Below are 15535 nucleotides of genomic sequence, written 5' to 3' on the forward strand. Positions count from 1 at the left end.
GAAAATGACCGACATCTACATCGTCTCGGGCGCGCGTACCGCCATCGGCTCGTTCGGCGGCGGCCTTGCCTCGCTGCGTCCGGCCGAGACCGGCGCGATCGTCATCAAGGAAGCCATTGCCCGCGCCGGGATCACGGCGGACAAGGTGCAGAACGTGGTGATCGGCACGGTCGTGCCGACCCAGCCCAAGGACGCCTATGTCAGCCGCGTGGCTGCGGTGAACGCGGGCGTGCCGATCGAGGCTCCGGCGATGAACGTGAACCGTCTATGCGGTTCGGGCCTGCAGGCCATCGTCTCGGCAGCGCAGGGCATTGCGCTGGGCGAGCAGGACATTGCCATCGGCGGCGGCGCTGAAAGCATGTCGAACGCGCCGCACATGGTGCTGACCGCGCGCAACGGCCAGAAGATGGGCGATCAGGTGCTGATGGACGCCATGCTCGGCGCGCTGCACGATCCGTTCGAGAACATCCACATGGGCGTGACGGCGGAGAACGTGGCCGAGCGCTGCAGCATTTCGCGCGAAGAGCAGGACGCGCTGGCGGCAGAGAGCCAGAAGCGCGCGGCCGCGGCAATCGCGGCTGGCTACTTCAAGGAGCAGATCGTCCCGGTCGAAATCAAGACGCGCAAGGGCACGGTGGTGTTTGACACCGACGAGCATGTGCGTGGCGAGACGACGGTCGAGAGCCTCGCTGGCCTCAAGCCGGTGTTCAAGAAGGACGGCACCGTCACCGCCGGCAATGCCTCGGGCATCAACGATGGCGCGGCTGCGGTCGTGCTGGCCAGCGGCAAGGCCGTTGAAGAGCATGGGCTGAAGCCGATGGCGAAGATTCTCGGCTGGGGCCATGCGGGCGTCGAGCCGAACGTGATGGGTCTGGGGCCGGTCAAGGCCGTGCCGGTGGCGCTGCAGCGGGCAGGGCTGACGCTTGACCAGATCGACGTGATCGAGAGCAACGAGGCGTTTGCGGCGCAGGCTTGCGGCGTGGCCAAGGAACTGGGCTTCGATCCGGCCAAGACCAACGTCAACGGCTCGGGCATCTCGCTCGGCCACCCGATCGGCGCGACCGGCGCGATCCTAACGATCAAGGCGATGTACGAGCTGCACCGGACCGGCGGACGCTATGGCCTGATCACCATGTGCATCGGTGGCGGGCAGGGCATCGCCATGGTCATCGAGAAGGTCTGAACGATGAAGTTGGGCCGCCTCAACCACGTCGGCGTTGCGACGCCCGACATCGACGCTTCCATCGCGTTCTATCGCGACGTGATGGGCGCCTCGGACATAACCGAGCCGTTCGTGCTGGAAAGCCAGCAGGTCCGGGTGTGCTTCGTCAACACGCCGGGCGAGAACGGTACCGCCGGCACGCAGATTGAGCTGATCCAGCCGACCAGCCCGGACAGCGCGGTGGGCAAGTGGCTCGCGGCCAATCCCTTGGGTGGCCAGCACCACCTTTGCTACGAGGTGCCCGACATTCACGAAGCCAAGGCCTGGTTCGAGGGGCAGGGTAAGCGCGTGCTGGGCGAGCCGCGCATCGGCGCGCACGGGACGCTGATCTTCTTCGTGCACCCCAAGGACATGGGCGGGCAGCTGACCGAGATCATGGAGACGCCCAAGGGCGGGCATTGAGCTTAAAGCCCTCTCCCCTTCAGGGGAGAGGGTTGGGAGAGGGGGCGACCACGCAAGGCCCCTCTCCAACTTCGGCTAGGCAGCAAGCTGCCAAGCCTGCGTATCCTCTCCCCGAGCGGGGAGAGGGCATGAGGAACAGGATATGACCGACAAGACACTGGCCGACTGGCAGGCCGCCGCCGCCAAGGAAGTGAAGGGCAAGGATCTTACCTGGCAGACGCCGGAAGGCATCGCCGTAAAGCCGCTCTACACTGCCGAGGACGTCACCGCCGATCCCGGCCTCCCCGGTTTCGCGCCCTTCACGCGCGGCGTGCGGGCCTCGATGTATGCCGGCCGCCCCTGGACGATCCGCCAGTACGCCGGCTTCTCGACCGCCGAGGAATCCAACGCCTTCTATCGCCGCAATCTGGCCGCAGGGCAGAAGGGCCTGTCGGTCGCCTTCGACCTTGCGACGCACCGTGGCTATGACTCGGACCATCCGCGCGTGGTGGGCGATGTCGGCAAGGCCGGCGTGGCCATCGACAGCGTCGAGGACATGAAGATCCTGTTCGACGGCATTCCGCTCGATCAGATGTCGGTATCGATGACGATGAACGGCGCGGTGATCCCGATCCTCGCCTTCTTCATCGTGGCCGGTGAAGAGCAGGGCGTCGATCGCAAGCTGCTCGACGGGACCATCCAGAACGACATCCTCAAGGAGTTCATGGTCCGCAACACCTACATCTACCCGCCCGAGCCCTCGATGCGGATCATCTCGGACATCTTCGGCTATACCAGCCGCGAGATGCCGAAGTTCAACTCGATCTCGATTTCCGGCTACCACATGCAGGAAGCCGGGGCGACGCAGGTGCAGGAACTGGCGTTCACCATTGCCGACGGCATGGAATACGTGAAGTACGGCGTGGCATCGGGACTGGACATCGACAAGTTCGCCGGTCGCCTGTCGTTCTTCTTCGCCATCGGCATGAACTTCTTCATGGAAGTGGCCAAGCTGCGCGCGGCGCGCGTCCTTTGGCACCGGGTGATGACCAAGCTCGGCGCGCAGGACGAACGTTCGAAGATGCTGCGCACCCACTGCCAGACCTCGGGCGTCAGCTTGCAGGAGCAGGACCCCTACAACAACGTCATCCGCACCACGATCGAGGCGATGGCCGCGATGCTGGGCGGCACGCAGTCGCTTCACACCAACGCGCTCGATGAAGCCATCGCGCTGCCGACCGACTTTTCCGCCCGCATCGCGCGCAACACGCAGATCGTGATCCAGGAAGAAACCGGCATGTGCAACGTGGTCGATCCGCTCGGCGGGTCGTACTACATCGAGGCGCTGACGCAGGAACTGGTCGACAAGGCGTGGGAGATCATCGAGCGCGTCGAGGCCGATGGCGGCATGGCCAAGGCCGTGGCAGCCGGCTGGCCCAAGGCAATGATCGAGGAAGCCGCCGCCGGCCGTCAGGCCCGCGTCGACCGGGGCGAAGACGTGATCGTCGGCGTCAACAAGTATCGCCTGGCGAACGAAGACCAGATCGAGACGCTTGAAGTCGACAACCACGCGGTGCGCGAGGCGCAGATCGCCCGCCTCAAGCGCGTGCGCGAGACCCGCGACGAGACCAAGTGCCGCGCGGCGCTGAATGCGCTGACCGAAGGTGCAAAGACCGGCGGCAACCTCCTCGAACTCGCCGTGGAAGCCGCGCGCCACCGCGCGACGCTGGGCGAGATTTCGGATGCGATGGAAGTCGTGTTCGGCCGCCACGGCACGTTCCCGACGCCGGTCAAGGGCGTCTATGGCTCGGCCTATGCCGGTGACAGCCGGTACCAGCAGGTGCTCGATGGCGTCGAAGCCGTGACGCGTCGCCTCGGCCGCAAGCCCCGCATGCTCGTCGCCAAGATGGGCCAGGACGGGCACGATCGCGGTGCCAATGTCATCGCCTCGGCATTTGGTGACATGGGCTTTGAAGTGACGTCCGGCCCGCTGTTCCAGACGCCCGAGGAAGCCGCGGCGCTGGCGCTGGAGAAGGACGTCGACGCGGTTGGTGCATCGTCGCTTGCCGCCGGGCACAAGACCCTGATCCCCGAACTGATCGGCCACCTCAAGGCCGCTGGCCGTGCAGACATCAAGGTCGTGGCGGGCGGCGTGATCCCGCCGCAGGACTACGATTACCTGCGCGAGGCAGGCGTGCAGGGCATCTATGGTCCCGGCTCGAACGTGGTCGAATGCGCCGCCGACATGCTGCGCCTGCTTGGCCACAACATGCCGCCGCTGGGTAGCGAGATCGACGCCGCCTGATAGTATCCGCGCCGTATAACGGGAGAGATGCGATGACACAGAAGCTTGAGACGCTGTCGGTCCACGCCGGGTGCGAGCCCGATCCGACGACCAAGGCGCGGATCACGCCGATCTACCAGACGGCCAGCTACGTGTTCGACAGTGCCGAGCATGCCGCGAACCTGTTCGCGCTCGCTGAGTTCGGCAACATCTACACGCGCATCATGAACCCGACCAACGCCGCGCTCGAAGCCAAGATCGCGGCGCTGGAAGGCGGCGTTGGCGCGCTGGGCGTGGCGTCGGGCCATGCCGCGCAGTTCATCGTGTTCCACACCCTGATGGAGCCGGGCTGCGAGATCGTCGCGGCCAAGAAGCTCTATGGCGGCACGCTCAACCAGTTCGCGCACAGCTTTGCCAAGTTCGGCTGGAAGGCCGTGTTCGTCGATGCCGACGATCCCGCAGCCGTTGCCGCCGCGATCACCGACAAGACGCGCGGCGTGTTCATCGAAAGCCTCGCCAATCCCGGTGGCGTGGTGCAGGACATCGCGGCGATTGCCGAGGTCGCCCATGCCGCAGGTGTGCCGCTGATCGTGGACAACACGATGGCCAGCCCCGCACTGTGCCGCCCGATCGAACATGGCGCGGACATCGTCGTCCATTCGTGCACGAAGTTCCTCAACGGCCACGGCAATTCCATCGGCGGGCTGATCGTGGATTCGGGCAAGTTCGATTGGGCGGCGAGTGACAAGTTCCCCTCACTCACCCAGCCCAACCCGAGCTACCATGGCGCGGTGCTGACCGAGGCGTTGAAGCCGGTTGGCCCGATTGCCTTCATCATCGGCTGCCGCGTGCTTGGCCTGCGCGACTTGGGGCCAGCCATGGCGCCGATGAACGCGTTCCTGACGCTGACCGGCATGGAAACGCTCGCGCTGCGCATGGAGCGGCATTGCAGCAATGCGCTGCACCTGGCGCAGTGGTTGCAGAACCACCCGAAGGTGGCGTGGGTATCGTACGCCGGCCTGCCGGAAGACCCTTATCACCAGTTGGCCAAGCAGTACCTCGGCGGCAAAGGTGGCGCGGTGTTCACCTTCGGCGTGAAGGGCGGGTACGAGGCGGGCGTGAGGCTGGTCCAGTCGGTCAAGCTGTTCAGCCACCTCGCCAACATCGGTGACACCCGCTCGCTGATCATCCACCCCGCCTCGACCACGCACAGCCAGTTGGGCGAGGAAGAGCTGGTGGCCGCAGGCGCCGGGCCGGACACGGTGCGCGTGTCAGTGGGCATCGAACACATCGACGATATCGTGGCCGACCTCGCGCAGGCACTGGAGCTGGTGTGATCTTGGCAGCTTCGCCTCGCCTCTCTCCCGTCGCCCCGGGCCTGACCCGGGGCCCCGCTGCCTTTTTCGAGGTTGCGGGAGAAGCGGGACCCCGGGTCAGGCCCGGGGTGACGAATGAAGTGGAGACCTCGGCATGTCGGTAATGCTGATGCTGGCGGCAGCAGTTAGCAATTCGCCGGACTGCAAGAACACGACCATTCAATCCGAACTCAACGAATGCGCACAGACCGAATTCGCGGAGGCGGATCGAGCCTTGAATGCACAGTGGAAGACTACGGTCCGTATTTTCAGGGAGCGGTCACGTGAAGACGAGGCTCGGCTTCGTGTGGCACAGCGCGCTTGGCTGACATTTCGCGATGCCGACTGTGCAGCTCGCTGGCCGTTCGATCTGGGCATTTCGCTAGATAAGATGCTTCACATCAATTGCCTGACAAAACTTACAATAGAGCGCACCGATACGCTCGCCGAACTCGCCAAGGATATCTGAATGTTCAAGAAAATCCTCATCGCCAACCGTGGTGAAATTGCCTGCCGTGTGATCAAGACGGCGCGTCGGATGGGTATTCAGACGGTGGCGGTCTATTCCGATGCCGATGCGCGGGCGCCGTTCGTGCAGATGGCGGATGAAGCGGTGCACATCGGGCCGGCCCCTGCCGCACAGTCGTATCTGATTGCCGACAAGATCATCGCCGCGTGCAAGCAGACCGGCGCCGAAGCCGTGCATCCGGGTTACGGCTTCCTGTCCGAGCGCACCTCGTTTGCCGAGGCGCTGGCGGCAGAGAACATCGCGTTCATCGGGCCGCCGGTCGGCGCGATTGCCGCGATGGGTGACAAGATCGAGTCCAAGAAGCTCGCCAAGGAAGCGGGCGTTAACGTCGTCCCCGGCTTCGTCGGCGAGATCGAGGACACCGAGCATGCGGTGCGCATTTCGGACGAGATCGGCTATCCGGTGATGATGAAGGCCTCGGCTGGCGGCGGCGGCAAGGGCATGCGCCTCGCCTATAACGAGAAGGACGTGCGCGAGGGCTTCGAGGCCGTGAAGCGCGAGGGCCTGAACTCGTTCGGCGATGACCGCGTGTTCATCGAGAAATTCATCCTCAACCCGCGCCACATCGAAATCCAGATACTGGGCGACAAGCACGGCAACATTCTTTACCTGAACGAGCGTGAATGCTCGATCCAGCGCCGCCACCAGAAGGTGGTGGAAGAAGCGCCTTCGCCGTTCGTGACCCCGAAGATGCGCAAGGCCATGGGCGAGCAGTGCGTCGCGCTGGCCCGCGCGGTGGGCTATTACTCGGCAGGTACGGTGGAACTGATCGTTTCGGGCGCGGACCCGAGCGGTGAAAGCTTCTACTTCCTCGAAATGAACACCCGCCTGCAGGTGGAACACCCCGTCACCGAGGCGATTACCGGTATCGACCTGGTCGAGCAGATGATCCGCGTGGCCTATGGCGAGAAGCTGGCGATGACGCAGGACGACATCAAGATCGACGGCTGGGCGATCGAGAACCGCGTCTATGCCGAAGATCCCTATCGCGGCTTCCTGCCCTCGACCGGGCGGCTGATCCGCTACAACCCGCCGCTCGCCGGGTGGACCGATGACGGTCAGGCCAACGGGCGTCGCGGCGTGGATGGCGTGCGCGTGGATGACGGCGTCTACGAAGGCGGCGAAGTTTCGATGTTCTATGACCCGATGATCGCCAAGTTGATCACTTGGGGGCGGACCCGCGATGAGGCGGCGGACAAGCAGATCGAGGCATTGGACGCTTTCGAGATCGAGGGGCTTGGCCACAACATCGATTTCGTCAACGCCATCATGCAGCACCCGCGCTTCCGTTCGGGCGAGTTGACCACCGGCTTCATCGCCGAGGAATATCCCGAGGGTTTCCACGGCGCGGCAACGTCTGACGAGCTGAAGCAATCGCTGGCGGCGCTGGCGGCGTTCCTGGCAACGGCCCGGTCGGACCGGGCGCGGCAGGTCGACAACCAGCTTGGCCACGATCTCGATCCGCCATCGGAATGGGCGGTGAAGATCGCCGGATCGACTTATGCGGTGGAGCTGACCGAGGACGAGATCAGCGTTGACGGCAAGGCCATCGACATTGCGCTCGAATATACGCCGGGCGACCGGATGGTGCACTGTGAGGTCGACGACAAGCCGCTGTCGGTGAAAGTCGAGACCACGCGAGCGGGCTTTAAGCTGACCACGCGCGGCGCGATCCACGATGTGCAGGTGCTCCCTGCGCGCATCGCGCACTTGACCAAGCACATGATCGAAAAGATCCCGCCAGATCTTTCGAAGTTCCTGATCTGCCCGATGCCGGGTCTGCTTGTGTCACTCAACGTCGGCGAGGGCGATACGGTCGAGGCAGGTCAGCCGCTGGCCGTGGTCGAAGCGATGAAGATGGAGAACATCCTGCGCGCCGAGAAGGCGGGCAAGGTCAAGACGGTCAACGCCAAGGCCGGCGACAGCCTGGCCGTGGACGCCATCATCCTCGAAATGGAGTGAGTCGGGGTACTTTGCTACGGCACACCGAGTGAACGTCGCCCCGGCGAAGGCCGGGGCCCACTACCGCTCGTCGGGAGGGCAGCGAGATGGATCCCGGCCTGCGCCGGGATGACGCGAGTTGGTGTAATACCAAGCTGCACAGACTCTGACCCATGAGGATGCCCAGCCCCGTTTGCTGGTGAGAAGCAGCCGAAGCGGCGATGTGGTTCATCGTCGCGAGGCTGCGACGATGTCCAGCGAGCGGGGCTGGGCACCCCTGCGGGCGGAGTTTTGGCGGCCCTCGGACAGCGTCGCGTCCTCGGTATGATGACCCCGCATCACCCCTTCGGACGTTCCTTGCCGAGAACCGCCAAAACGCCGTCCTCATGGGTCAGAGTCTGTGCAGCTTGGTATAAGAGGCCCGTATTCTGGCCTGAGATTCAACTCCGGAAAATCTTCCCCGGGTTGAAGATATTGCCCGGGTCCAGCGCCTGCTTGAGCGTGCGCATGATGTCGACGGCGTCCTCGCCCAGTTCATCGACAAGGCACTGCTGCTTGCCGATCCCGACGCCGTGCTCGCCAGTGCAGGTGCCGTCCATGGCGAGCGCCCGGGCGACCATGCGGTGGTTGACCTTTTCCACCTCTGCCATCTCATGCGGTGCATTCGGGTCGATCGAGAAGACGAGGTGGAAGTTGCCGTCCCCGACGTGACCCAGGATCGTGGCCGGCACGCTGCAGGCGTCGAGATCGGCGCGGGTGGCAAGGATGCATTCGGCCAGCCGGCTCATCGGCACGCAGACGTCGGTCGTCAGGCCGATCGCACCGGGCCGCAGGTTGACGGCGGCGTAATAGGATTCGTGCCGCGCACGCCACAGGCGGTTGCGGTCTTCGGCCAGCGTCGCCCACTGGAATGCGCCACCGCCGTTGGCCGAAGCCAGTGCCTTGACCGTCTCGACCTGCTCGGCAACGCCGGCAGGCGTGCCGTGAAATTCGAAGAACAGCGTCGGCGCCTCGGGCAGTCCCAGCTTGCTGCGCAAGTTGACCGCGCGGACCTGCATCGCATCGAGCAATTCGATCCGCGCCATGGGCACGCTGCAATGGAAGGCCTGCACCACGGTTTCGATCGCGCCGGACAGCGTCTCGAACGGGCAGGTCGCGGCCATGATCGCTTCTGGCACCGGGTGGAGCCGCAGGGTGATGCCGGTGACGACGCCGAGCGTACCTTCCGCACCGATATACAGCCGGGTGAGGTCGTACCCGGCGGCGGACTTCTTGGCGCGCTTGCCGGTACGGATGACCTTGCCCTGCGGCGTCACCACCTCCAGCCCCAGAACAGCCTCGCGCATCGTGCCATAGCGCACCGCGTTGGTGCCAGACGCGCGGGTCGAGGCCATGCCGCCGATCGTGGCGTTGGCGCCCGGATCGATCGGGAAGAACAGTCCGCTGTCGCGCAGGTGCGCATTGAGCGCTTCGCGCCGGATTCCCGGCTGCACCGTGCAATCGAAATCGGCATGGTTCACGGCAAGGACGGCGTCCATCGGCGTCAGGTCGAGACTGATCCCGCCTGCAAGGGGCAGGGTGTGGCCTTCCAACGATGTGCCGGCGCCATAGGGCACGATCGCCACGCCGGCTTCGCGGCACAGGTTCACGCAATCGACCACGTCCTGCGTTGACCGGGCAAAGACCACGGCATCGGGAAGAACGGTAGGATACTGCGATTCGCTGGCGCCATGCTGCGCGCGGATCGCTTCGCTCGTCTGGCATTGCGGGCCAAAGCGGGCCGAAAGACGGTCAACGAAGCCTTGGGGCAAGGGGCGCGCGTGCGGGAGAGACAGGGGTTCCATTGATAGACTCTAGCCCATCGCCACCCTTTTTGCAGCGCTGCCCTTATTGATATAGCGCGTTCGCGTTCAGCCGCGATAAAGCGCGGTTGCGGAATTCTCTTCGTGCGTTCGAGCCTTGCGGCTCTGGCGGCTTCTGGAACTGAACAGGGTGTATCGATGAAGAAGATGATGGGTGCGATGATCGTGGCAGGACTGGCCGCCTCGGCGCTGGCGGGCGGAACCGCCTTTGCACAGGCCAAGGGCGATCCGGTTGCGGGCAAGAAGATTTTCATGCGTTGTGTGGCCTGCCATGCTGTGCAGCCGGGCGCTGGCGCCAAGATGGGCCCCAACCTTGCGGGCGTTGTCGGGCGCAAGGCAGCGGCGGCTCCGGGCTTCAAGTATTCCGCGGCGATGCAGAAGGCCAAGCTCAAGTGGGATGATGCCACGCTCGACAAGTGGCTGACGCGCCCATCGGCGCTGGTTCCCGGCACATCGATGGCGTTCGCCGGCCTGCCCAACGCGGCAGACCGCGCCAACGTGATCGCCTACCTCAAGAAGCCGAACTGAGTTTGCCTCTCAGGGCGTCACGATAGCGAAGGCAGGATCCGGCTTGTCGAGCCAGCCGATCAGGCGAGCAAAGGCAGCCGGGTCCCCTTCGATCTTCGCCTCGCCCGAGGCAACTTTTGCAGCCAGCGGCTGGCCTGCAAACAAGGCTGACAGCAGGTCTGCGTAGCGGACGGTCAGAGTCGTCTGCCGACCATCGCGCAGGCCCTTGCGGTGGACGAGGACGCCATTGGCGATCGTCACCGTCCAGTCCTGGTCCTTGTCAGGAAAAACGAACCCAAGTGACGCAGACCCGTCACCGGCCTTGGCCGGATCGAGCCGCACCGCGAGGACCTCGAACAGGTCTGAGGGCGGAAGCTGGCTGATCAGGGCCGCACCGCCGGTAGGATCGGTGGCGGTGACGCCCTTTTCCAGTTCGATCGCACCGGTGAGATACATGTTGCGCCACAAGGCGTTCTCGCTCTGGTAAGCGAGCTGGCGATAGGTGCGGGCCAGCAGGCTCTTTGCCGCAGCATCATTGCCATCGGCGAAGATGACCTTGTCGAGCAATTCTGCCGTCCAAGCATAATCGCCCCTGGCAAACGCTTCCTCGGCCAGGGCCCGCACCCGCTCTGCGCCGCCCAGTGCCTCGACATAGCGCCTGCCGCCCTGTTCCGGGGGCAGGGGAGCGAGGTGGACGGGGTTGCCATCGTACCAGCCCATATAGAACTGATACACGGCGCGGGCATTGAAGCTGTAGGAGCCGTAATAAGGCCGGTCGTACCACTTTGCCGCCAGCGCCGGGGGCAGCGTCAACTGGGCAGCGATTTCGGGGCCGGTCAGGCCCTTGTTCATCAGCCGCACCGTCTGGTCATGAAGGTAGGCATAGGCGTCGCGGTGCTTGGCGAGATATTCGGTGATCTCGCTCGCGCCGAAACGCGGCCAGCCATGGCTGGTGATCAGCACTTCGGAGCCGGCGAAAAAGTCGATCGCCTCGGTCAGCCCTTGCGCCCAGGCCTTGGCATCTCGGATCACAGCGCCGCGCGGCGTCAGGATGTTGTGCTGGGTGACGTTGGCGTTCTCGGCAAGGTCGGCAACCTTCCAGTCGGGGAAGCCGAAATTCATCTCGGCAGGTGCCTCGGTTCCGGGCGTGATCTGGAAGCGTACCCGCACGCCATCGAGCATGAGTTCGGTGCCGGTTTCGCCAATCTCGCGGGTCGGCGGGATCAGGCTGCGACCGCCCGCCGCCACGCCCATGCCGATCCCTGAGCCCATCGAACCTTCCGGGCCCTTGGGTAGGCCAAGGCCGAACTGGTAGGACGCGCGGCGCCCCATGGCGGGCCCGGCGATCACGTTCTCGCTGACGGCGGCGCGGGTGAAACCCTGCGGGGCAATGATCGGCGCGTCCTTGGCCATTACCGAGGTGAACGCGCCTGCGCCGCCGAAATGATCGACGTGGCTGTGGGTGTAGATCATTGCAGTGACGGGGAGTCTCGCCACCTTCTCGGAAATCAGCGCATAGGCAGCGGCCGCTGTCTCTGTGGCGGTCAGCGGATCGATGACGATCCAGCCCTTGTCTCCACGCACGAAAGTCACGTTGGCGACATCGAACCCGCGCACCTGCCAGATGCGGTCGGTGACCTTGAACAGGCCAGCCTTGCCGAGAACCTGGGCATGGCGCCACAAACTGGGGTTCACGGTGGCAGGCGCAGGGCCTCTGGCAAAGGCGAAGGCGGCGGTGTCCCACACCGGCTTGCCCGCGGCATCGCGGATCACCGGGTCCTTGAGCGTCGCCACGAATCCGCGGCTGGCGAAATCGAAGTCCTGTCGGTCGGCCATCGGCAGATCTGCCAGCGCCGCGACGTTGGCCTTTCGGGTGGCTTCGGTCGGTGCGTCGGCCCAGGCTGGGCCTGCAACGAGCAGCACTGACGCACTGGCGGCCAGGGCGCGGCGAAAGTTGGTGAAACGCATGTCCTCTCCCGGCTCCGTTCTATGTGGAGTTCCGGGCGCAGAGTGACTTTAATCGCGCGCTTAGGGAAGCGGCAAAAAGAGGGTTCAGCCGAACAACTTCTCCCACAGCGTGCGCGGCCGCCTTGGCGGGATCTCCTGGCCGCTTAGGCGCATCAGGTAATTGGCGAGCAGCAAGGCCTGGTTGCGCGTCATCAGCAGGTGGTGCGTGTCGATCGCTCCCGGTATGGGCCGGGGATTCTTGCTCGACTGCACGGTCAGATGGATGTTGCGTGCGAACGCGCGATGTTTCCAGCCGACGACAACCCCAGAAAGTTCGTGCGGTGTGTCATCGACCGGCGTGTTTGCCGTTGCCATAAACCCTCTCCCAAATTCCCCGCAGCACAGGGAATCGGAAGATGACAATTTCGTCAAGCCTTTGAGTCGGGCAATCGTTTCGGATCGGAACAATCAGGCGGCGAGCTGGTAAGGCGCGATCTCTCCGGCAAGGTAGAGCTTCTTGGCCTTCGCGCGGCTGAGCTTGCCCGAGCTGGTGCGGGGCAGTGTGCGCGGCGGCACGAGTTCGACCACGCAGTTCATGCCGGTGATCGAACGCACCTTGTCGCGGATCTGGTCGCGCAGCTTCACCCGCTCGACCGGGTCGGAAACGCGGCAATGCACCAGCACGGCAGGCGCTTCCTCGCCATTTTCGGTCTCGACCGAGAATGCGGCAATGTCGCCCTGGTGGAAGCCGGGAAGCTGTTCCACGGCCCACTCGATGTCCTGCGGCCAGTGGTTCTTGCCGTTGATGATGATCATGTCCTTGGCGCGGCCGACGATGAACAGGTAGCCCTTTTCATCGACGTAGCCCATGTCGCCGGTATCGAGCCAGCCATCGACCATGCAGGCGTCGGTCGCTTCCGGGTCGCGGAAGTAGGAGTGCATGACCGAGGAGCCGCGGCACCACACCTTGCCGATGTGGTGGTGCGAAAGCTCGTTGCCGCTCTCGCCCCGGATTGCCACTTCCATGCCGAGCACGGGCACGCCGCAGTTGACCATGGCGCGGTAGCGGGCGGGGCGCGAAAGATCGCGCGGCGTGCCGGAAAGGCGCTCTTCCTCGACCAGTTCGACGCGGATGCCTTCGCCCGGCGGCATGATGGTCACGGCCAGCGTCGCCTCGGCAAGGCCGTAGCTCGGCAGGAAGGCTTCGGCCTTGAAGCCGGCTTCGGCAAAGGCGTTGACGAAGTTCTGCATCACGTCGGGGCGGATCATATCGGCGCCGTTGCCGGCAACGCGCCAGCGCGACAGGTCGAAACGGTCAGCGACGTGGGTCTGGCTGGAGATGCGGCGGGCGCAGATGTCGTAGCCGAAGGTGGGCGAATAGGAGAGCGTGGTGCCCTTGTTGCGGCTGATCAGGTCAAGCCACGCCAGCGGACGGCGGGCGAAGTCCTCGGTCTTGAGATAGTCGACCGAGACGCTATTGGCGATCGGCGAAAGGAAGCAGCCGACCAGGCCCATGTCGTGATACCACGGCAGCCACGAAATCGCGCGGTCGGGATCGGCGATCTTCATGCCGTGCGAATGGCCGGCGAGGTTCGCCAGCAGCGCGCGGTGCGTGACGGCGACGCCATGCGGAAAGCGCGTCGACCCGCTGGAATACTGCAGGTAGCTGATTGCGTCAGGATCGGGCGTGGGCAGGGCGGCGTCGGACTGGTCGCCCGCATGGAATTCGTCCCACGAAAGACCGGCGCAGCCCTGACGTGCGGCCGCAGCGCCAGCCATCTCGGCAATCTCGCCGGGATAGACCAGCATCTTCGGGTCCGAGCTGGCCAGCTGGACGGCGAGCTGGTCGATATAGCTTTCCTTGCCGCCAAAGCTGGTCGGCAGAGGCAGCGGCACCGGCCAGGCGCCGGCATACATCGCGCCGCAGAAGATCGCCGCGAAATCGGGGCCGGTTTCGGCCACCAGGGCAACGCGATCGCCGGGAGCTACGCCCAGCGCCAACAGGCGGCGTGCAGCCACCAGCGCGTCCTCGCGCAGTTCGGAATAGGGATAGACGCGCGAGAGCGTGCCGCGCGGATCGTGGAAGTTGAATCCTAGCTTGCCCTTTGCGGCATAGTCCAACGCATCGCAGAAGGTATCGAAGTCCGCATACCGACGTGGCTGCACGTCGATATTGGGCGTGGGAACGAGAATCGCCTTGTCAGCGACAGCGTTCGAAACAGTCATGCGATACCCCGATGTTCTCTTCATTCGTCCTGCGGGCCTGTGCAGACCCGCCGATGAACGGTCCATTAGCTCGAACGGCCCATTACTGGTCCGTGACGCGAAAACAACGCCACCACGGTACGGACGTTCTCATTTAGCAGGGACTGTGGCACGAATGTGGCGGATGGACTGCAATTCCCCTGATGGCCGTGGCAACCGCCGCGAAAGGAAACCGCCGAGGCCGCTCGACGCCGCGCGGCTTGACGAGCTGGCGCTGGCCTATGTCGCGCGCTTTGCCACCAGCGCGGGCAAGCTTTCCGACTACCTTAGGCGAAAGCTGCGCGAACGGGGATGGGAGGGGGAAGGCGAGGCGGATATTCACGCGATCGTCAGCCGATTCGTCGCACTCGGTTACGTCGACGATGCCGGATTTGCCCGCGGCAAGGCGCAAAGCCTGCTGCGGCGGGGCTATGGGGCGCGGCGGATCGACCAGGCGCTGGGCGCGGCGGGAATTGCCGAAACCCTGCGTGAGGAGGCGCGGGGCAGCGATGCCGAGCGGCGCCGGGCGGCACTCGTCATGGCGCGGAAGCGGCGCTTCGGCCCGTTTGGCGGGGGCGGCGGGCTTGACCCGGCACAGCGCGAGAAGCAGGTCGCAGCCATGCTAAGGGCAGGACACCCCCTTGCCTATGCGCGCGAGGTGGTGAATGCATCCAGCCCCGAAGCTCTGGAAGAGTGGATCGATGAAGCAGCTGACTAGACTAGCCGTCCTTTCTGCCCTTGCGTTGATAGCAGGATGCTCGCCGGGTGCGGCCGACGCCGGGGCGAAGGCCCAGCCCCAGGCCGCAACGGCGGCGGTTCATCCGGTCTCGGGCCTCCAGATCACGCCGGTGACGGTGACCAGCGGCAACGGGGCGCACGTATTCAGGTCGGAAGTCGCGCGCACGTCTGCCGAACAGGCCAAGGGGCTGATGTTCCGTACCGAGATCGGCGATGACGAAGGCATGATCTTTCTGCGCAATCCGCCGGATATTGCGTCGTTCTGGATGCGCAACACGGTGATTCCGCTCGACATCATCTTCGTCGGCCTCGATCGCCGCATCCTCAACATCGCGGCCAATGCCAGGCCTTATGACGAAACCCCGCTCCCTGCGGACGGGCCGACGCTGGCCGTGCTGGAAATCAACGGCGGGCTGGCGGCAAGGCTCGGCATCAAGCCGGGCGACAAGGTTGAATGGTGAACAGGGTTGAATGGTGAACAGGGTTGAATGGTGAACAGGGTTGACTGGTAAGATAAGCGCAGCG

Annotated in this window: 13 protein-coding genes; 9 read left to right on the plus strand and 4 right to left on the minus strand. The window is 64.7% G+C overall.

The window, feature by feature from the left end; all coding sequences use genetic code 11:
- Window positions 1-4 precede the first annotated feature (4 nt).
- From HGI46_RS06080 to HGI46_RS06105, 6 genes are all read left to right on the plus strand, one after another.
- Window positions 5-1183, plus strand: a complete 1179-nt coding sequence (locus HGI46_RS06080) for an acetyl-CoA C-acyltransferase family protein (protein WP_205525278.1) — start codon at window positions 5-7, stop codon at window positions 1181-1183.
- A 3-nt stretch (window positions 1184-1186) separates the two neighbouring features.
- Entirely contained in the window at window positions 1187-1624 is a 438-nt protein-coding gene (mce, locus tag HGI46_RS06085; RefSeq protein WP_118073185.1) for a methylmalonyl-CoA epimerase, read from the plus strand.
- 142 nt (window positions 1625-1766) lie between these two features.
- Window positions 1767-3908, plus strand: coding sequence for a methylmalonyl-CoA mutase (scpA, locus tag HGI46_RS06090; RefSeq protein WP_168903520.1), 2142 nt, complete (start codon window positions 1767-1769; stop codon window positions 3906-3908).
- A gap of 32 nt (window positions 3909-3940) precedes the next feature.
- Window positions 3941-5224 carry an O-acetylhomoserine aminocarboxypropyltransferase gene (locus HGI46_RS06095; RefSeq protein ID WP_168903521.1) on the plus strand — a complete coding sequence of 428 codons (1284 nt, stop codon included), beginning with the start codon at window positions 3941-3943 and terminating at the stop codon, window positions 5222-5224.
- Window positions 5225-5357: 133 nt separating this feature from the next.
- The gene (locus HGI46_RS06100) at window positions 5358-5711 is read left to right on the plus strand and encodes a lysozyme inhibitor LprI family protein (RefSeq protein ID WP_168903522.1); all 354 of its coding nucleotides are present in this window, start codon (window positions 5358-5360) and stop codon (window positions 5709-5711) included.
- Window positions 5712-7733, plus strand: coding sequence for an acetyl/propionyl/methylcrotonyl-CoA carboxylase subunit alpha (locus HGI46_RS06105; RefSeq protein ID WP_168903523.1), 2022 nt, complete (start codon window positions 5712-5714; stop codon window positions 7731-7733).
- Between the two features lie 419 nt (window positions 7734-8152).
- Here HGI46_RS06105 and HGI46_RS06110 read toward each other — a convergent pair whose 3' ends face one another.
- On the minus strand, window positions 8153-9556 hold the full coding sequence (locus HGI46_RS06110; RefSeq protein ID WP_168903524.1) for an FAD-linked oxidase C-terminal domain-containing protein: 1404 nt from the start codon (window positions 9554-9556) through the stop codon (window positions 8153-8155).
- 165 nt (window positions 9557-9721) lie between these two features.
- Here HGI46_RS06110 and HGI46_RS06115 point away from each other — a divergent pair, with 165 nt between their 5' ends.
- Window positions 9722-10102, plus strand: coding sequence for a cytochrome c family protein (locus HGI46_RS06115; protein WP_240946645.1), 381 nt, complete (start codon window positions 9722-9724; stop codon window positions 10100-10102).
- Between the two features lie 9 nt (window positions 10103-10111).
- On the opposite strand, the gene HGI46_RS06120 is transcribed toward HGI46_RS06115, so the two are convergent.
- From HGI46_RS06120 to HGI46_RS06130, 3 genes are all read right to left on the minus strand, one after another.
- A complete protein-coding gene (locus HGI46_RS06120; protein ID WP_168903525.1) occupies window positions 10112-12049 on the minus strand; it encodes an alkyl sulfatase dimerization domain-containing protein in 1938 nt (645 codons plus the stop codon).
- Window positions 12050-12133: 84 nt separating this feature from the next.
- On the minus strand, window positions 12134-12403 hold the full coding sequence (locus HGI46_RS06125; protein ID WP_168903526.1) for a hypothetical protein: 270 nt from the start codon (window positions 12401-12403) through the stop codon (window positions 12134-12136).
- A gap of 93 nt (window positions 12404-12496) precedes the next feature.
- Window positions 12497-14254, minus strand: a complete 1758-nt coding sequence (locus HGI46_RS06130; RefSeq protein ID WP_168903527.1) for a fatty acyl-AMP ligase — start codon at window positions 14252-14254, stop codon at window positions 12497-12499.
- Between the two features lie 163 nt (window positions 14255-14417).
- Between HGI46_RS06130 and HGI46_RS06135 the strand changes: the two genes are divergently transcribed.
- Both HGI46_RS06135 and HGI46_RS06140 read left to right on the plus strand, forming a co-directional pair.
- Complete coding sequence (locus HGI46_RS06135) at window positions 14418-14990, plus strand: RecX family transcriptional regulator (protein ID WP_168903528.1); 573 nt, start codon at window positions 14418-14420, stop codon at window positions 14988-14990.
- Window positions 14974-15471 (plus strand): DUF192 domain-containing protein, encoded by a 498-nt coding sequence (locus HGI46_RS06140; protein WP_118073193.1) that lies wholly within the window; start codon window positions 14974-14976, stop codon window positions 15469-15471. Before HGI46_RS06135 ends, HGI46_RS06140 begins: the two co-directional genes overlap by 17 nt.
- Window positions 15472-15535: the final 64 nt, after the last annotated feature.

It is taken from the genome of Novosphingobium sp. ERW19 (assembly GCF_012641315.1).
GTDB lineage: Bacteria > Pseudomonadota > Alphaproteobacteria > Sphingomonadales > Sphingomonadaceae > Novosphingobium.